A 17,665-nucleotide genomic window follows, 5' to 3' on the forward strand; every position below is an offset into this window, starting at 1 on the left:
GACAGATGTTCAATAGTGCCAATAGCGTCGCCGCCATGAGTGCAACCCCGGGTCGCAGCAATGTCGACCACCTCATCGTCGGCGCCGGCTTCGCCGGCCTCGCCGCCGCGATCAAGCTCGACGAGGCCGCGGAGCGCGACTTCGTGGTGATCGAGAAGGACAGCGACGTCGGCGGCACCTGGCACATCAACACCTATCCGGGCGCGGAGTGCGACGTCCCGAGCCAGCTCTACTCCTACTCGTTCGCGCTGAACCCGGAGTGGTCCAAGGTCTACTCGCCGCAGCAGGAGATCTGGGAGTACACCCGCAAGGTCGCCGAGGACTCCGGCACGCTCGACCGGTTCGTGTTCGACACGGCGGTCGTCGACGCACGCTGGGACGAGGACGAGCAGCGCTGGATCGTGCGCACCGAGGGCCCCGACGGCCCGAAGGAGTACGCCGCCCGCACGGTCATCTCCGGCTCGGGCGGGCTCTCCGAGCCGCGCCTGCCGGAGATCGAGGGCATCGACTCCTTCCAGGGCGAGATCTTCCACTCGGCCCGCTGGGACCACGACGTCGACCTCGCCGGCAAGCGCGTCGCCGTGATCGGCACGGGCGCATCGGCCATCCAGCTCGTGCCCGAGCTGCAGAAGGTGGTCGGCCACATGGACGTCTACCAGCGCACCCCGAACTGGGTGATCCCGCGCAACGAGCGCTCCTTCACCGGCTTCGAGAAGGCCGTGTTCAAGAACGTCCCCGGCGCCCAACGCGCCCTGCGCTCGCTCGTCTACGGCACCCTCGAGGCCCGCGTGCCGGCGTTCGCGAGGTTCCCGCAGGCCATGCGGGCGGTCGAGCTCCAGGGCAAGCGCAATATCGCCAAGGGGATCACCGACCCCGAGCTGCGCAAGAAGGTTACCCCGGACTACCGCGCCGGGTGCAAGCGGATCCTGATCTCCAACAAGTGGTACCCCGCGCTCGACGCCGACAACGTCGACCTGGTCACCGACCCGATCCAGAAGATCACCGGCGACGCGATCGTCACGGCCGACGGGGTCGAGCGGCCCATCGACGTGCTCGTGGTGGCCACCGGCTTCTACGTGACCGAGCCGCCGATCGCCCAGCACATCACCGGCCGCGGCGGCCGCACGCTGGCCGACGTCTGGGACGAGGGCGGCATGGCGGCGTACAAGGGGACGACGATCCACGGCTTCCCGAACCTGTTCCAGGTCGTCGGCCCCAACACGGCGCTCGGCCACTCCAGCATGATCTTCATCATCGAGTCGCAGGTCCGCTACGTGGTCGAGGCCGCGAAGGCGATGCGCGCCGAGGGCCTCGCCGTGGTCGAGCCGACCCAGGCCGCGCAGGACGCGTGGACCGCGGAGATCCGCCGCAAGATGAAGCCGACCGTGTGGCAGACCGGCGGCTGCGCCAGCTGGTATCTCGACAAGTTCGGCAACAACACCACCCTCTGGCCGGGACAGACCTTCACGTTCCGCCAGCACCTGCGCTCGTTCGACATCGACAAGTACGACGTGCAGCCCGTCCAGCCCGTCCAGCCCCCGAAGTCCACGCAGTCCCCCACGTCCCAGGAGAAGGTCAGCTCGTGAAGAACCTCAGCAACAAGGTCGTCGTCATCACCGGCGCCGGGTCCGGCATCGGCCGCGCGCTCGCGGTCAACCTCGCCGGCAAGGGCGCCCGGCTGGCGCTCTCCGACGTCAACGAGGAGGGCCTCGGCGAGACCGTCGAGCTCGCGCTGAAGGCGGGCTCGCCCGACGTGCACACCGCGCGGCTCGACGTCTCCGACAAGGCCGCCTTCGCGTCGTACGCGACCGAGGTGGCCGAGCACTTCGGCCAGGTCAACGTGGTCATCAACAACGCGGGCGTCGCGCTCGCCGGTGACGCGATCGACCTCAGCTACGAGGACATGGAGTGGATCGTCGGCATCAACTTCTGGGGCGTCGTCTACGGCACCAAGGAGTTCCTGCCGCACCTGATCGCCTCCGGTGACGGCCACGTCGTCAACCTGTCGTCGCTCTTCGGCCTGCTCGCGATGCCCGGCCAGAGCGCCTACAACGCCACCAAGTTCGCGGTCCGCGGCTTCACCGAGGCGCTGCGCGAGGAGATGCTCATCGCCGGCCACAACGTCGGCGTCACCTCGGTGCACCCCGGCGGCATCAAGACCGCCATCGCCCGCAGCGCCCGGGTCTCCGACAAGGAGGACAAGGCTGCGACGGCCAAGCTGTTCGACGAGAAGCTCGCGAAGATGACGCCCGAGCGGGCCGCCGAGATCATCGTCAAGGGCATCACGAAGAACCAGGCGCGGGTGCTCGTCGGCCTCGACGCCCACGCGCTGCACAACTTCCAGAAGTTCACGGGATCGCGCTACGAGGACATCGTCGCGGTGGTCTCGAAGCGGGTGCTCCCGACGAAGGTCGTCTGACCCACTAATCTCGCCTCCGTGGAGGCGTCGCTCGATCGGATGTGGTCGCGCAGCCGCCTGTCGCTGCGCGGCCGCATCCAGCGGTGGAAGTCCAAGCGCTGGGTCGTCCTGCAGTGCGCCGTCGCCGCTGCCGTCGCGTGGTTCGTCGCCGCCGACCTGATCGGGCACGAGCGGCCGTTCTTCGCACCCATCGCCGCGGTCGTCTCGCTCGGGACGTCGTACGGGCAACGGCTGCGGCGGGTCGCCGAGGTCACGATCGGCGTCGCCATCGGTGTCTTCGTCGCCGACGTGCTGGTGGCCGGCATCGGCTCGGGCGCCTGGCAGCTCGGGCTGATCGTCTTCCTCGCGATGTCGACCGCGCTGCTGCTCGACGCCGGCATCCTCTTCGTCACCCAGGCCGCGGTGCAGTCGATCGTCGTCGCCGCGCTGCTGCCCGGCGCGGGCGGCGCCTTCCTGCGCTGGACCGACGCCCTCATCGGTGGGTCCGTCGCGCTCGTCGCCGCCATGGCGGTGCCGGCCGCGCCGCTGCGCCGGCCGCGCGAGCAGGCCGCGGCCGTCGCGCGCAAGATCGCGGAGCTGCTGCGGGCGGCGTCCGACCTGATGGTCGACGGTGAGGTGACGCCGGCGCTCGAGCTGCTCGCCGACGCCCGGGCGACCGACCGGATGATCCGGGAGCTCCAGGCCGCGGCCGAGGAGGGCATGTCGGTCGTCAGCTCCTCGCCGTTCCGGCTGCGTCACCGCGAGCCGCTGCGGCGGATGGTCGAGCTGGTCGACCCGCTCGACCGGGCCCTGCGCAGCACCCGCGTGCTGGTGCGCCAGACGTCGATCGCGGCGTACCGCCGCCGGCCGGTGCCGCCGTCGTACGCCGTGCTGGCCGCGGACCTGGCCGATGCCGCTGACGCGGTGGCCGCCGAGCTCGCCGCGGACCGGCTGGCCGTCGACGCGCGCGAGGCGGTGCTGGCGGTGGGCGCCGCGACCGGGGTCGTCGAGCGAAGCGAGGTGCTGACCGCGGAGGCGATCCTCGCCCAGCTGCGGGCGATCGTCGCCGACCTGTTGATGGTCACCGGCATGGGCCAGCTCGAGGCGACCGACGCGCTGCCGCCACCGCCGCGCAGCTGACGCGTGCCAGACTTCGGCGCGTGACCAATGTCGTGGAGCAGAGCGTCGAGATCGATGCCCCCGTCAGCAAGGTGTTCGCGTACGTCGACGACTTCACCACCACGAAGGACTGGATGTACGGGTTGACGAGGATCGACCCGGTCACCGAGCAGCTGAGCGGCGTCGGCGCGCAGTACGACGGCGTGATGAAGGTCGGCGTACCGCTGAAGGCCCGCATCCAGTGCACCAGCTGGGAGCGGGACCGGCTCATCGAGCTCACCTCGGTCAAGGGCATCCAGACCACCCAGCGCTGGAGCTTCACCGACCTCGGCGGCGACCGCACCCGCGTCGACGCCTGGGTCAGCTACACCCTCCCCGGCGGCCCGGCCGGCAAGGCCATCGCCGCCGCCGTGAAGCCGGTCGTCGGGATCGCGGTCAAGCACACCAGCGAGGCGCTCGTCCGCAACGTCGAGTCCTTGTGACGCGCGAAGTGTCACTCCTGCACGGCCGAGGTGTCACCGGTGCACCGCCGAGGTGTCGGTGCTGCACGCGGACCGCGTGCAGCACCGACACTTCGAGCGTGCAGGAGTGACACTTCGGCCGAGAAAACCTGACACTTCGCGGGGTCAGCCGAACTCGACGCCCTGGGCGAGGGGGAGCTCGGTGGAGTAGTTGATGGTGTTGGTCGTACGACGCATGTAGGCCTTCCACGCGTCGGAGCCGGACTCGCGGCCGCCGCCGGTCTCCTTCTCGCCGCCGAACGCGCCGCCGATCTCGGCGCCGGAGGTGCCGATGTTGACGTTGGCGATGCCGCAGTCGGAGCCGGTGGCGGAGGTGAAGGTCTCGGCCTCGCGGACGTCGAGGGTGAAGATCGCGGACGAGAGGCCCTGCGCGACGTCGTTGTGCAGCGCGATGGCCTCGTCGAGGTCGCGGTAGGTCAGCACGTAGAGCAGGGGCGCGAAGGTCTCCTGCTTGACGATGTCGGTCTGCGCCGGCATGTCCACGATGGCGGGTACGACGTACTGCCCGCCGCTCACGCCGTCGGCCCTCGTGCCGCCCGTCACGAGCCGGCCACCGTCGGCCTGGGCCTGCTCCACGGCGCCCAGGAAGGCCTCGGCGGCGGCCGCGTCGACCAGCGGGCCGACCAGCGTCGAGGGCTCGAGCGGCGAGCCGATCGAGAGGGTGCCGTAGGCCTTGGACAGGCGCGCGACGAGGTCGTCGTGGACGGACTCGTGGACGATCACGCGGCGCAGCGAGGTGCAGCGCTGGCCGGCCGTGCCCACGGCGGCGAAGACGATGCCGCGCACGGCGAGGTCGAGGTCGGCCGAGGGGGCGACGATGGCGGCGTTGTTGCCGCCGAGCTCGAGGAGGCAGCGGCCCAGCCGGGCGGCGACGCGGGGCGCGACCAGCTTGCCCATCCGGGTGGAGCCGGTGGCGGAGACGAGCGGCACGCGCGGGTCGTCGACCAGCACCTCGCCGACCGCGCTCCCGCCCACGACGACCTGGGACAGCTCCTGCGGCGCCCCCACTCGACGGCACGCCTCAGCAGCGAGGGCCTGGCACGCGAGCGCGGTCAGCAAGGTCTTCTCCGACGGCTTCCAGACCACGGCGTCGCCCGCGACGAGCGCGAGGGCGGCGTTCCACGACCAGACGGCGACGGGGAAGTTGAAGGCGGAGATGACGCCGACGACACCCAGCGGGTGCCACTGCTCCATCATCCGGTGGCCCGGCCGCTCCGAGGCGATGGTGAGGCCGTGCAGCTGGCGGGAGAGGCCGACCGCGAACTCGCAGATGTCGATCATCTCCTGGACCTCGCCGAGGCCCTCGGAGCGGATCTTGCCGGCCTCGATCGAGACCAGCTCCCCGAGCAGCTCCTTGTGCTCACGCAGCAGCTCGCCGAGCTCGCGCACGAGGTGGCCGCGGACCGGGGCGGGCACCGAGCGCCACTCCTCGAAGGCTGCGTGGGCCCGGCCGATCGTCGCGGTGACCTCGTCGGGGCTGTGTGCGCGCAACCGGCCCAGCTCGGAGCCGTCGACGGGGGAGACGGCGACCAGGTCGCCGTCCGGCGCGAACGCGTCGGCCGCGCCGAGCTCGGCGAGGATCTGGCGGGCGCGGGTGGGCAGGTCGGCGAGCGGCTCGGTCGGGGTGGTCATCAGGCGATCTTTCCGTAGTCGGCGAAACGGCGACCGGCGTGGGTCGCGCAGAGGTCCTCGAGGGCGATGTCCTCCTGGCGGACGAAGCCCTCCTGGGGCAGGCGGCCGTCGGCGACCAGCTCGATCACGGCGACCGCCGACGAGGCGGTGGTCCACGAGATGGCGCGCCAGCTGCGATCGGTGCCCTCCCCGTCGGGGATCGTGATCGGGAGGTAGCCGCGGACGTGGTTCTCGCGGAACGGCTGGCCGTCCTTGACGCCCTCGACGGCGGCGTGGAGGTAGACGATGTCGTCGTTGACCGGCGGCTTGGCCTTCACCAGGATCCGCCCCACCTCCTCGCGGCACTCGCGCAGGCCCAGCTCGTCGAAGAGGAAGCGCATCTGGTCGAAGTGGCCGGGATAGCGCAGCGTCTTGTAGTCGAGCCGCTGCACGCGGCCCTCGTAGGTCTGGCACATCGTCCCGAGGCCGCCGGACGTCAGCGCGGCCTCCAGCTCGATGCCGCCGATGACGACGCGCTCCTTCTCCTCCATGGCGGGCACCATCTGGCGCCGGCCGGAGCGGAGCACCTCGCAGTCGTTGAGGTACTCGTTGACCACGCCCTCCGCCGACCAGTTGAACGCGTAGCCGAGCAGCCCGGTGGGGTTCTGGGGCAGCGCGCCGACCTTGAGCTCGATGGAGCGGATCTCCTCGAAGCCCTTCGCGAGGGAGGCGCCGACGATGCCGATCAGCCCGGGCGCCAGGCCGCACTGCGGGACGAACGCGACGCCCGGGTGGCGGGCGGCCAGCTCGATGACCCGCTGGGTGGTCGGCACGTCCTCGGTGAGGTCGAAGTAGTGGCAGCCGACGGCGGCGGCCGCCTCGGCGACGGTGATGTTGCGGTCCCAGGGCAGGCAGGAGATGACCGCGTCGACGCCGCGCAGGGCCTCCCGCAGCGCGCCGGCGTCGGTGACGTCGAGCTCGCCGGTCTCGAAGCGCAGGCCGGGGTGGGCCACGACGTCGTACCCGAGGACCTTGAAGCCGGCGTCGGTGAGCAGCCCCGCGACGAGCTCGCCCACCTTGCCGAGGCCGATCACGCCGACCTGGTTGATGAGGCGGTTGTCGGGGCTCATCGCAAGGCCTCCTCGAGCCGGTCGAGGCCCCAGCCGAGGTCGTCGGCGGAGATGACCAGCGGGGGCGCGAGCCGGATCGTCGAGCCGTGCGTGTCCTTGGCGAGGACGCCGCGCGCCATCAGCCGCTCGCAGACGTCACGACCGCTGCCGAGGGCGGGGTCGATGTCGACGCCGGCCCACAGGCCGCGCGAGCGGAACGAGACGACCCCGTGGCCGACCATCGCGGCCAGCCGGTCGTGGAGTACGACGCCCAGCGCGGCCGCGTGCGCCTGGAACTCCCCCGTCCGCAGCATCTCCACCACCTTCAGGCCGACGGCGCAGGCGAGCGGGTTGCCGCCGAACGTGGAGCCGTGCTGGCCCGGGTGCAGCACGCCGAGCACGTCGCGGTCGCCCACCACCGCCGACACGGGGACGACGCCGCCGCCGAGCGCCTTGCCCAGCACGTAGAGGTCGGGGACGACGCCCGCGTGGTCGCACGCGAAGGTGCGTCCGGTGCGGCCGAGCCCGGCCTGGATCTCGTCGGCGACGAAGAGCACCTGCTCGCGCGTGCACAGCGCGCGCACGCCGGGGAGGTAGTCGTCGGGCGGGATCACGACACCGCTCTCGCCCTGGATGGGCTCGATCAGGACCGCCACGGTGCTCGGCGTGATGGCCGCCTCGAGGGCCGCCAGGTCGCCGTACGGGACGATGTCGAAGCCGGGCGTGAACGGTCCGAAGCCGCCACGGGCGTCGGGGTCGTCGGAGAAGCCGACGATGGTCGTCGTGCGGCCGTGGAAGTTGCCGGCCGCCACGATGATGCGCGCGGTCCCGTCGGGGACGCCCTTGACGTCGTACCCCCACTTGCGGGAGACCTTGATCGCCGTCTCGACCGCCTCGGCGCCGGTGTTCATCGGCAGCACCATGTCCTTGCCGGCCAGGTCGCCGAGCGCGGCGCAGAAGTCGGCGAAGCGGTCGTGCACGAAGGCACGGCTGGTCAGCGTGAGCCGGTCGAGCTGGGCGTGCGCCGCGGCCAGCAGGCGCGGGTGGCCGTGGCCGAAGTTGAGCGCGGAGTAGCCGGCGAGGAAGTCGAGGAAGCGGCGGCCGTCGACGTCGGTCAGCCAGGCGCCCTCCGCCTCGCTGAGCACGACCGGCAGCGGGTGGTAGTTGTGCGCCGTGCGGGCCTCCGCGCGGGCGACCTCCTCCGCGGTACGACGCGGGGCGACTCCGGTTCGTTCGGTGGTGAGGCTCATGCGGCTCTCCGATCCCAGCTCGCGGGCAGGAAATCTTGCTGCCGAATCGCGTACGAACGGGCAAAACCTCCGTTGTCTGACAATCTCCGTCCACTGTAACCCAGGCCACAGCGCGACACGCGCGCCCGGCCCAACCGATCCGCAGGTGGCTCCGTCAAGCAGGTGACGGTGGTGCACGATGGCGGCGAGAGGCGGTTCGATGGTGCGGTCCGGGGCTCGGCGCGACGACGCGTTCGCGGCGTACGTCGCCGAACGGCGCCCGCAGCTGTTCCGCGCGGCCTGGCTGCTGTGTGGCGACCCGCACCGGGCCGAGGACGTCGTCCAGTCCGCCCTGGCGCGGCTGTACGTCGTCTGGCCGCGGGTCGAGCGGGCGCGGTCGGTGGACGCCTACGTGCGCCGGGCGCTCGTCAACAGCCACATCGACGAGTCCCGGCGGCCCTGGCGCCGGGAGGCGTCCGCCGGCGACGACCTGCCGGAGCGCAGCGTCGGCGCGCCCGCCGTCGAGGAGCACGACGCCCTGTGGTCCGCGTTGCGGGCGCTCCCGCCCGGCCAGCGACGGGTCGTCGTGCTGCGGCACTGGTGGGGGCTCAGCGTCGAGGAGACCGCCGCCGACCTCGGGATCAGTGCCGGGACCGTGAAGAGCCAGACGTCCGCCGCGCTCGCCGCGCTGCGCTCCGCGCTGGCCGACCAATCCGACTCGCTCGAGGAGAACCGAACATGATCCCTGTCGACGAACAGCTCAGCGCCGGGCTGCACCGGCTCACCGACACCCTGGCTCCCTCCGCCGACCCCGCCGGCGACCTGCGTCGGGGACGACGGCGCCGTCGCCGCACCCGGCTCGCCGTCGGCTGCGGCTCCGCGGTCGTGGCCGCCTCGGCCCTCGCCGTGGCCGTGCTCCCGCCGGGGGAGGAGCAGGCGCCGGTCGCCGAGGACCCGGTCACCACGCCGAGCGCCACGCCGGTGACGACCCCCGCGTCGACCGCGAGCGCTGCTCCGGCGACGAATCGGTGCATCGACCTGGACGACCGGGGGCCCGGACCCAACGGGACGATCGTCGCCGCTGCGCCCGACCTCCTCGACCTCTACCGGACCATCCTGGTCGAGCGGCTGGACCCGGCCGAGCGCCACCTCGGCCCCGGTCGCACGAACAACCAGGTGGGGGCCTCGGGCAACGACGGCTGCCGGGCAGGACAGGTCCGCCTGACGTCGTACGGCACGAAGCTGGACTGGCGCGTCCCGGGGGAGAGCGGCCTCGGCATGATCCAGGTCGAGGTGACCTCGGGCCCGTGGCAGGACGCGCAGATGCGCTACGCCTACGACTTCTGGGCGCCACGCAAGGTCAACCTGCCCGGTGTGCGGTCGGCCGGCGTCGCGTCGTACGACGGCGGTGTGGCCGTGGTCGTCCACCGCACCGACGGGCTGTCGGTCGCCATCGACGCCAACACGCTGTTCGGCAACAACTCGCTGACGCCGGTGAGCGGCATGGACGTCGCCGTCCGCGACCTCCTCGCGGCCGCCGCGGACCCGCGCTTCACCCTCGAGTGAGGCGGGCGACCCCGGCGGGCGCAATCCGATTGCGGCCCGCTGGGGTCGGCACGGGACAATGGGTGGGTTGTGAAGATCTCCTACCCGCCCGACCTGCCGGTCAGTGCCCGTCGCGACGACATCGCCGCGGCGATCCGCGACCACCAGGTCGTCATCGTCGCGGGCGAGACCGGGTCCGGGAAGACCACGCAGCTGCCGAAGATCTGCCTGGAGCTGGGCCGTGGTGCGCCGGCCCCCGACGATCCCGCCGCGCGGCCGCGGATGATCGGGCACACCCAGCCCCGGCGGATCGCGGCGCGCTCGGTCGCGGAGCGGATCGCCTCCGAGCTCGGGACCGAGCTGGGCGACCTGGTCGGCTACCAGGTCCGGTTCACCGACAAGACGTCGAAGCAGAGCCGCATCAAGCTGATGACCGACGGCATCCTGCTGGCCGAGCTGCAGCGCGACCGGCTGCTGCGCCGCTACGACACGATCATCATCGACGAGGCGCACGAGCGCAGCCTCAACATCGACTTCCTGCTCGGCTACCTGCGCCAGCTGCTGCCGAAGCGTCCCGACCTCAAGCTCATCATCACCTCGGCGACCATCGATCCCGAGCGCTTCGCGGAGCACTTCGCCGACGTACGCACGGGCGAGCCGGCGCCGATCATCGAGGTGTCCGGCCGGACCTATCCGGTCGAGGTCCGCTACCGACCCTTGATGGACGTGCCCGAGGACGACGAGGACGGCGAGCCGATCGTCCGGGACCAGACCGAGGCCGTCGTCGACGCGGTCAAGGAGCTCTCGGCCGAGGGACCCGGCGACATCCTCGTCTTCCTCCCCGGCGAGCGGGAGATCCGCGACACCGCCGAGGCGCTGGCCCCCCTCGGCGAAAGCCCCTCAACCGGGCACAGTCGGGGAATCGACGTGCTCCCGCTCTACAGCCGGCTCTCGGCCGCCGAGCAGCATCGCGTCTTCGCCCCGGCCAAGGGGTCGCGGCGGCGCGTCGTGCTCGCCACCAACGTCGCGGAGACCTCGCTGACGGTGCCCGGGATCCGCTACGTCATCGACACCGGCGTGGCCCGCATCTCCCGCTACTCCGCGCGCACCAAGGTCCAGCGGCTCCCGATCGAGCCGATCAGCCAGGCCTCGGCCAACCAGCGCTCCGGCCGCTGCGGCCGCGTCGCCGCCGGCATCGCGATCCGCCTGTACTCCGAGGAGGACTTCGAGGCGCGCCCCGAGTTCACCGACCCGGAGATCCTGCGCACCAACCTCGCCTCGGTCATCCTGCAGATGACCTCGCTCGGGCTGGGCGACATCGCGCGCTTCCCGTTCGTGGAGCCGCCGGACCGGCGCAACGTGCAGGCCGGCGTGCAGCTGCTCGAGGAGCTCGGTGCGGTCTCCGCGAAGGGCGATCTCACCAAGGTCGGGCGGCGCCTCGCGCGGCTCCCGATCGACCCGCGGCTGGGCCGGATGCTGCTCGAGGCCGAGCGCCTCGGCTGCGTCCGCGACGTGCTGGTCATCGTCGCCGCGCTCTCGTTGCAGGACCCGCGGGAGCGGCCCGGCGCCGACCACCCGAAGGAGCAGGCGCAGGCCGACCAGCTGCACGCCCGCTTCAAGGCCGAGCGCTCGGACTTCCTCACCCTGCTCAACCTCTGGAACCACCTGCGCCAGCAGCAGAAGGAGCTCTCCGGCAGCGCCTTCCGCCGGATGTGCAAGCGCGAGTACCTCAACTACCTGCGGGTGCGGGAGTGGCAGGAGTTCGTCGCGCAGCTGCGCCAGGTGACCAAGGAGATGGGTGTCCGGTTCGAGGCCCCCACGGACCTCCCCGACGCCGATGGCATCCACCAGGCGCTGCTGTCCGGCCTGCTGTCCCACATCGGCCTGCTGGAGGAGCGGGAGAAGCCCAAGCCGGGCACGCGCCGCGACAACCGGCGTCCGGGGCCGCGGGAGTACCTCGGCGCCCGCGGGGCGAGGTTCGCGATCTTCCCGGGCAGCGGCCTGGCCCGGAAGAACCCGCAGTTCGTGATGGCCGGCGAGCTGGTCGAGACCGGCCGGCTCTGGGCCCGGCAGAACGCCGAGATCCAGCCGCAGTGGGCCGAGCGCCTCGGCGCCCACCTCGTGAAGCGGAGCTACTCCGAACCGCACTGGTCCCGCAAGCGCCAGGCGGTCATGGCCACCGAGCGAGTCACCCTGTACGGCGTCCCCCTGGCCACCGACCGTCCCGTCAACTACGGGCGGATCGATCCCGAGCTGTCGCGTGAGCTCTTCGTCCGCCATGCCCTCGTGTACGGCGAGTGGGACACCCGCCACCACTTCCTGCGCGACAACAAGCGCCTCCTGGAGGAGGCCGAGGAGCTCGAGCACCGCGCCCGGCGGCGCGACCTCGTCGTCGACGAGCACACGCTCTTCGACTTCTACGACGCGCGGATCCCCGAGGGCATCGTCAGCGGCGCCCACTTCGACCGCTGGTGGCGCGACGAGCGCCGCCAGCGCGCGACGCTGCTCACCTTCGACCCGGCCATGCTGACCCACGACGCGGCCGAGGAGGTGACCGAGGCCGACTACCCCGAGCAGTGGTCGGTCGCCGGCGGCCTCACCTTCCCCATCAGCTACCACTTCGAGCCCGGGGCGAAGGACGACGGCCTGACCATCGACATCCCGGTCTCGACGCTCAACCGGGTCGACGACGACGACTTCTCCTGGATCGTCCCCGGGCTGCGCGAGGAGCTGGTCGTCGAGCTGATCCGCGGGCTGCCGAAGGCGTTGCGGGTCAACTTCGTGCCGGCGCCCAACACCGCGCGCGACTTCCTGGCCGCCGTCCCGGCGGGGGAGGAGCCGCTGCTCGGCGCGCTCGAGCGCTACCTCCGCTCGACGACGGGTGTCCACGTGCCGCGCGAGGCGTGGGACCTCGGCGCCCTGCCGCCGCACCTCACCCCGAGCTACCGCGTCGTCGACGAGCGCGGGAAGGTCCAGGGCCGTGGCAAGTCGCTCGCCGAGCTGAAGGCGCCGCTCCAGCCGCAGTTCGACAAGGCGATGGCCGCGGTCGCCTCCGACTCCGGTGTCGCCCGCACCGGCGAGACGGACTGGGTGTTCGACGACATCGCCGACACCGCCACCTGGACCCGCGCCGGGCACGAGGTGGAGGCCTATCCCGGACTGGTCGACGAGGGCGACACGGTCGGCCTGCAGGTCTTCGGGTCGGCCGACGAGCGCGACGCGCGACACCGCCTCGGCGTCGTACGACTGCTGTTGCTGGCGCTGGGCGACGCGCCGGTCAAGGGCGTCGTGGACGGGCTGTCCAACGCCGACAAGCTCGGCCTGTCCGGCACGCCCTACCCGACCACGCCCGCACTGATCGCCGACTGCCTGCGCGCCGTCGTCGTCGACGCGGTCGACGCCCGCCCGCCCGTCCGCTCCCGCGGTGGGTACGACGACCTGCTGGCCACCCTGCGCAGCACCGCTCCCGCCGCCGTCCGGAGCACCGTGGCCGACCTGCTGCGGGTGCTGGAGACCTGGCGCGAGGTCGACCGGCTGCTCAGCGGCCGCGCGGACCTGCCGCTGCTGCCCGCGCTGACCGACCTGCAGGGCCAGCTCGGCCGGCTGGTCCACGACGGCTTCGTCGGCGAGGCCGGGGCGGCCCGGCTGCGGCGCCACCGCACCTACCTGATGGCGATGCGCGAGCGTCGTACGGCCCTCGACACCGGCGGTCCGGCCGCGCTCGCGAAGGACCGTCAGCGGATGGACCTGGTGCAGCCGATGCAGGAGGCGTGGCTGGCCCGCGTCGGGGCGCTGCCGGAGGGCCGGCCCGCGGGGGAGGGGCTGCGCGCGATCCGCTGGATGCTGGAGGAGTACCGCGTCTCGCTCTGGGCCCAGCAGCTCGGCGTCGACGGCCCGGTCTCCGACGTGCGGCTGCGCAAGGCCTTCGACGCCCTCGGCTGACGCTGCTGACGGCTGCGGGGCTGCGGTTCAACTACCGGAATTGTCGTGAAAGCCGTCCGAGCACGACAATTTCGGTAGTTGAACCGCGCCGACCGTACGCTGGTCAGATGTCCGAGCGCCCGCACAAGCCCGTCCCCCGGGAGGCCGCCTTCTTCGACGAGCAGCAGGACGGGGTCGACCCCGCGCTGGTGACCGAGGCGGCCGAGCGGGCAGCCGTGCTCCTGGTCCGCGGCGCCCACGACAGCGAGGACGCCGGCGTCGCCGAGCGGCTGGTCCACCTGGCCGACACCGAGGGCATCGAGGCGATCGCGCAGGTGTGGTCGCACGCAGCCGCCGACTCGCTGGCGGGCTGCCTGTGGCGGCTCTACCTGCTGCGCTCGTGGGTGTACGCCGACCCGGCGGGCGTCGCGCGGCAGTTCGAGGCCGGCCGCTCGCGGGCGGAGTTCGCCCGGGTCGTGGCCGGTGTCGCCGACCCGCCCGGGCCCGACGAGCTGCGTCAGATGATCGACGAGGTGCTGCGCGGGATCGCGTCCGGCGAGTTCGCCGACGTGCTCTTCCGCGCCGCCGCCTTCGCCCGGGTCGTCGCCGCCGGCCGGGCCGGTCTCCCGGAGGTCCCGGACGCCGACGTACGCCGCATGCTCGCGCTCGCCGAGCAGCTCGAGGCCGCCGGACACCTCGAGCTGTCACGAGGACTGGGCTGACACCCGTACAATCAACAGTCGAGCACGCCGGGTCGCGGCAGCCCCGGGTCCCAAAAACAAGCCGCTACGAGCGGCCCTGCGCCGTGAGGCGCTCCCGGCCCGGTGTGCTCGATCTCCCTAGTCAAAGGTGGTTTTCTCGTGGGTCGGTTCGGCTGGCGGACGGGCGCGGTCGTCGTCGTGGTGGCGCTGAGCGTGCTGGTCGGCATGGTGATGCTGGCCGAGGGGTCCGACGAGAAGCCGGCCCCGCCGGGACCGTCGAAGCCGACGATGGCCCAGCTCGACTTCGCCGTCTGGGGCAGCAAGGAGGAGATCGCCGCCTACAAGTCGGTGGTCGACGACTACAACGCCGACAGCCTCGACACCAACGTCACGATGTCGTCGTGGCCGAGCGCCGCGGCCATGCTCGCCGACGTCCGTGCCGGCAAGGCGAAGCCCGACCTCTACCTGCTGCCGCGCTCCGAGCTGGCCGCGACGATCGCCGACAAGGCCAACCTGCCCCTGCTCGACCTGGTCAACGAGCGCGAGATCCCGATCGGTGACGACTTCGCCCGCGAGGCGGTCCAGGCCTTCTCCGTCGACGACGACCTGCAGTGCATGCCCTACACCGTCTCGCCGATGGTCATCTACTACAACACCGACCTCGTCGACTTCGACGCGATGGAGGCCGAGGACCTGCCGGTGCCGAAGCCGGACCACTCCGGCTGGAACCTCGCGGAGTTCCGCGCGGCGGCGGAGTTCGCCAGCCGGCCGCGGCAGAACACCCGGGGCGTCTACATCGAGCCGACCCTGCGCGGGCTCGCGCCGTTCATCTACTCCGGCGGCGGCCAGGTCTTCAACGAGGAGTCCGACCCGACCAGCCTCACCCTGGGCGAGGACAGCTCGACCGACGCCCTGCGCCAGACCCTCGAGCTGCTCCGTGACCCGCGGCTGACGCTGTCGGCCAAGCAGCTCGGCCAGCGCACCCCGCTGCAGTGGTTCGAGCGCGGCAAGCTGGCGATGATCGCCGGCTTCCGCGGGCTCACCCCGGAGCTGCGCCGGGCCGGCGTGAACTTCGACGTGATGCCGATGCCGTCGCTGGGCTCCAACCAGACCGTCGGCGACCTCAACGGCATCTGCCTGTCGCCGGGCCGCCCGAGCCGCACGGAGGCAGCGGCGAACTTCCTCAGCTACCTCGTCGCCGACGAACCCGTCGGCAAGCTCGCCGAGACCGGCTACCTGCAGCCGGCGAAGCTGACGGTCGCGCTGACCGACGAGTTCCTCCAGCCGGACCTGCAGCCCGCCCACGCCGGTGTCTTCACCCAGTCGGTGCGCAACATGATCATGCCGCCGCTGATGACCCAGGGCGCCCAGCTGCAGGCGCTGGTGAAGACGGACCTCGAGAACCTGCTCACGACGCCGTACTTCGAGGACCTGCAGGCGTCGCTGCGCGCGATCGACGAGAAGTCGCGTTCGCTGCTCGACCCCGACTACGAGCCGTCGGAGTCGCCCTCGGAGTCCGCGTCGGGCGAGCCGTCCGGCGCGGCATCGGGCGCATCCGACGCGTCCGACGGGGCCACCGACGACCGCTCGCGGGACTGACGCTTCGGCTTCTCGGCGTCGAGGATCGCCCGGCTCAACGCGGGTGCGGTCAGGCCGACCTGCCAGCTGCGCGCGCCGAGGCCGCGCAGCTGGTCGATGACGGCCTCCAGCAGCTCCACCGGCTCCCGCGTCCTCGGCGGGGTCCACATGGTGCGCCGCAGCGTGTCGGGGGTGAGCAGGTTCTCCAGCGGGACCTGGTGCTCCTCGGCGATCCGCGTGACCGCGGCCCGGGCCAGCTCGAGGCGCCGGGCGGCCACCGGGTCCTTGTCGGCCCACGCCCGCGGGGCCGGGGGACCGTCGCCGTGCGAGACCCGCGTCGGGAGCTGGTCCTCGGGCAGCTCCGCCGCCTCGCGTACGGCGGCCAGCCACTCGTTCGCGTAGCGTGAGGCGCCGCGTCCGTGGAAGCCCGGCGTCGACATCAGCGCCCCCCGGTTGGCCGGCATCGCCGTGGCCGCGGCCACCAGCGCCGCGTCCGGGATCAGCCGGCCCGGGGTGACGTCACGCTCCTGCGCGATCCGGTCGCGCGCCTCCCACAGGGCGCGGACCGCGCCGAGCGTCCGGCGGCCGCGGACCTTGTGCAGGCCCGAGGTGCGCCGCCAGGCGTCGACCCGGACGGTGGGGGTGAAGGCGCGGAGGTTCTCGAACTCCTGCCGGGCCCAGTCGGCCTTGCCGGCCTCCTCGAGCTGGGCCGCGAGCAGGTTGCGCAGCTCGACGAGCACCTCGACGTCGAGGGCGGCGTACTCCAGCCACGGCTCGGGCAGGGGGCGGGTCGACCAGTCGACGGCGGAGTGCTCCTTGAGCAGCTGGCGCTCGAGCAGCACCTCGACGAGGGTGGCGAGGCCGACGCGGGGGTAGTTCAGCAGGCGGCCGGCGAGCTCGGTGTCGAAGAGCGCGGCGGGGCGCAGGCCGACCTCGGCGAGGCAGGGCAGGTCCTGGGTGGCGGCGTGCAGGATCCACTCGGCGTCGCCGATCGCGTCGGCGAGCGGGGAGAGGTCGTCGAAGGCGATCGGGTCGATCAGGCCGATGCCGGCCCCCTCGCGCTTGACCTGGATCAGGTAGGCACGGTTGGAGTAGCGGTAGCCCGACGCCCGCTCGGCGTCGATCGCGACCGGGCCCGAACCGGCGGCGATGGCGGCGCAGTAGGTCGCGAGCGCGTCCGGGGTGTCGATGACCGGCGGCAGGCCGTCGGCGAGGGTCAGCAGCTCGACGGGAGGGGCCTCCTCCGCGTCCGTCGCGCCCTGTTCGTCCGGCTGCTGGGCCATCAGCCGGCGCCGCCCCGCTGGCCACGACGCGACGGCATCACGGCCACCCCGTCCGGCACCGGCTCCAGGCCACCGGCGGTGCACATCAGCTCGCCCCACGCCTCGGCGTGGGCGGCGAGGTCGGTGGTGTCGACGGGAGTCCAGGACGCCCGGATCTCCAGCTGGGCGTTGCCCGGCTCGCCGGCCATCGAGCCGTAGCTCTCCGTGGCCACCCGGGTCACGGTGCCCGACTCGGCGACGTACTCGGCCCCGTGCGCCTGCAGCGCGTCGGTCAGCCAGGTCCAGCCGACATCGGTCAGCAGCGGGTCGGTGGCGAGGTCGTGGTCGATCTCGGCGCGGCAGTAGGCGACGCAGCGGAAGGTGCCCTCCCAGGCGTCGTTGCCCGCGGGGTCGTGCAGCACGACGAGGCGGCCGGTCGCGACCTCCTCGTCGTCGACCGTCACGTCGGCGGACAGGGCGGTCGCGTAGGGGGCGATCCGCTGCGGCGCCGGCATCTCCTCGCAGAAGACCTCGGGCCGGAAGGTCGCGGCGCGCAGGCTGTCCACTGCTTGCGTGAACTCCCGAGGGGTCCCGGCCGCGCCGGACCCCTGGTGCGTCTCTTGGCGGGCGACCATGAGGTCACCCTAGGCCTCGGGGGCCGGATCGATGTG

General features: G+C 72.4%; 14 protein-coding genes. 9 read left to right on the top strand and 5 right to left on the bottom strand.

What is annotated here, in order from left to right; translation table 11 throughout:
• The first annotated feature begins 35 nt into the window (after positions 1–35).
• From BJ993_RS15570 to BJ993_RS15585, 4 genes are read left to right on the top strand one after another with little or no spacing between them, the layout of a single operon-like run.
• Complete coding sequence (locus BJ993_RS15570) at positions 36–1,586, top strand: flavin-containing monooxygenase (RefSeq protein ID WP_179649789.1); 1,551 nt, start codon at positions 36–38, stop codon at positions 1,584–1,586.
• Positions 1,583–2,419 (top strand): SDR family NAD(P)-dependent oxidoreductase, encoded by an 837-nt coding sequence (locus BJ993_RS15575; protein ID WP_036547650.1) that lies wholly within the window; start codon positions 1,583–1,585, stop codon positions 2,417–2,419. The genes BJ993_RS15570 and BJ993_RS15575 overlap by 4 nt, the downstream gene beginning before the upstream one ends.
• Before the next feature lie 18 nt (positions 2,420–2,437).
• Positions 2,438–3,538: an FUSC family protein gene (locus BJ993_RS15580; RefSeq protein WP_036547652.1), complete on the top strand. Its 1,101-nt coding sequence runs from the start codon at positions 2,438–2,440 to the stop codon at positions 3,536–3,538.
• Positions 3,539–3,558: 20 nt separating this feature from the next.
• Entirely contained in the window at positions 3,559–3,999 is a 441-nt protein-coding gene (locus tag BJ993_RS15585) for an SRPBCC family protein (protein WP_036547654.1), read from the top strand.
• A gap of 144 nt (positions 4,000–4,143) precedes the next feature.
• On the opposite strand, the gene amaB is transcribed toward BJ993_RS15585, so the two are convergent.
• From amaB to rocD, 3 genes are read right to left on the bottom strand one after another with little or no spacing between them, the layout of a single operon-like run.
• Complete coding sequence (gene amaB / locus BJ993_RS15590; RefSeq protein WP_179649791.1) at positions 4,144–5,670, bottom strand: L-piperidine-6-carboxylate dehydrogenase; 1,527 nt, start codon at positions 5,668–5,670, stop codon at positions 4,144–4,146.
• Positions 5,670–6,779: a saccharopine dehydrogenase family protein gene (locus BJ993_RS15595; RefSeq protein WP_179649793.1), complete on the bottom strand. Its 1,110-nt coding sequence runs from the start codon at positions 6,777–6,779 to the stop codon at positions 5,670–5,672. Before BJ993_RS15595 ends, amaB begins: the two co-directional genes overlap by 1 nt.
• Positions 6,776–8,008 carry an ornithine--oxo-acid transaminase gene (gene rocD / locus BJ993_RS15600; RefSeq protein ID WP_179649795.1) on the bottom strand — a complete coding sequence of 411 codons (1,233 nt, stop codon included), beginning with the start codon at positions 8,006–8,008 and terminating at the stop codon, positions 6,776–6,778. The genes BJ993_RS15595 and rocD overlap by 4 nt, the downstream gene beginning before the upstream one ends.
• Positions 8,009–8,207: 199 nt before the next feature.
• Here rocD and BJ993_RS15605 point away from each other — a divergent pair, with 199 nt between their 5' ends.
• The 5 genes from BJ993_RS15605 to BJ993_RS15625 all read left to right on the top strand — a co-directional run bounded on the left by BJ993_RS15605 (position 8,208) and on the right by BJ993_RS15625 (position 15,753).
• Entirely contained in the window at positions 8,208–8,729 is a 522-nt protein-coding gene (locus BJ993_RS15605) for a SigE family RNA polymerase sigma factor (RefSeq protein WP_036547665.1), read from the top strand.
• Positions 8,726–9,553, top strand: a complete 828-nt coding sequence (locus BJ993_RS15610) for a hypothetical protein (RefSeq protein WP_179649797.1) — start codon at positions 8,726–8,728, stop codon at positions 9,551–9,553. The genes BJ993_RS15605 and BJ993_RS15610 overlap by 4 nt, the downstream gene beginning before the upstream one ends.
• A gap of 69 nt (positions 9,554–9,622) precedes the next feature.
• A complete protein-coding gene (hrpA, locus tag BJ993_RS15615) occupies positions 9,623–13,474 on the top strand; it encodes an ATP-dependent RNA helicase HrpA (RefSeq protein ID WP_179649799.1) in 3,852 nt (1,283 codons plus the stop codon).
• 107 nt (positions 13,475–13,581) lie between these two features.
• Positions 13,582–14,175, top strand: coding sequence for a hypothetical protein (locus BJ993_RS15620; RefSeq protein WP_036547673.1), 594 nt, complete (start codon positions 13,582–13,584; stop codon positions 14,173–14,175).
• Positions 14,176–14,313: 138 nt separating this feature from the next.
• Entirely contained in the window at positions 14,314–15,753 is a 1,440-nt protein-coding gene (locus BJ993_RS15625; protein ID WP_179649801.1) for an extracellular solute-binding protein, read from the top strand.
• On the opposite strand, the gene BJ993_RS15630 is transcribed toward BJ993_RS15625, so the two are convergent.
• Together BJ993_RS15630 and BJ993_RS15635 are read right to left on the bottom strand one after the other, a co-directional pair.
• Positions 15,642–17,015 (bottom strand): ribonuclease D, encoded by a 1,374-nt coding sequence (locus tag BJ993_RS15630; RefSeq protein WP_179649803.1) that lies wholly within the window; start codon positions 17,013–17,015, stop codon positions 15,642–15,644. The genes BJ993_RS15625 and BJ993_RS15630 overlap by 112 nt on opposite strands.
• Entirely contained in the window at positions 17,015–17,629 is a 615-nt protein-coding gene (locus tag BJ993_RS15635; RefSeq protein WP_179649805.1) for a DUF3000 domain-containing protein, read from the bottom strand. Before BJ993_RS15635 ends, BJ993_RS15630 begins: the two co-directional genes overlap by 1 nt.
• Between the last annotated feature and the right edge of the window lie 36 nt (positions 17,630–17,665).

The organism is Nocardioides aromaticivorans (assembly GCF_013408525.1).
Taxonomy (GTDB): Bacteria; Actinomycetota; Actinomycetes; order Propionibacteriales; family Nocardioidaceae; genus Nocardioides; species Nocardioides aromaticivorans.

Bases quoted from the DNA above. Each gene is read 5' to 3' on its own strand.
- BJ993_RS15570 (WP_179649789.1), top strand. From the start codon at position 36: ATGAGTGCAACCCCGGGTCGCAGCAATGTCGACCACCTCATCGTCGGC.
- amaB (WP_179649791.1), bottom strand. From the start codon at position 5,670: ATGACCACCCCGACCGAGCCGCTCGCCGACCTGCCCACCCGCGCCCGC.
- BJ993_RS15595 (WP_179649793.1), bottom strand. From the start codon at position 6,779: ATGAGCCCCGACAACCGCCTCATCAACCAGGTCGGCGTGATCGGCCTC.
- rocD (WP_179649795.1), bottom strand. From the start codon at position 8,008: ATGAGCCTCACCACCGAACGAACCGGAGTCGCCCCGCGTCGTACCGCG.
- BJ993_RS15605 (WP_036547665.1), top strand. From the start codon at position 8,208: ATGGTGCGGTCCGGGGCTCGGCGCGACGACGCGTTCGCGGCGTACGTC.
- BJ993_RS15610 (WP_179649797.1), top strand. From the start codon at position 8,726: ATGATCCCTGTCGACGAACAGCTCAGCGCCGGGCTGCACCGGCTCACC.
- BJ993_RS15620 (WP_036547673.1), top strand. From the start codon at position 13,582: ATGTCCGAGCGCCCGCACAAGCCCGTCCCCCGGGAGGCCGCCTTCTTC.
- BJ993_RS15630 (WP_179649803.1), bottom strand. From the start codon at position 17,015: ATGGCCCAGCAGCCGGACGAACAGGGCGCGACGGACGCGGAGGAGGCC.
- BJ993_RS15635 (WP_179649805.1), bottom strand. From the start codon at position 17,629: ATGGTCGCCCGCCAAGAGACGCACCAGGGGTCCGGCGCGGCCGGGACC.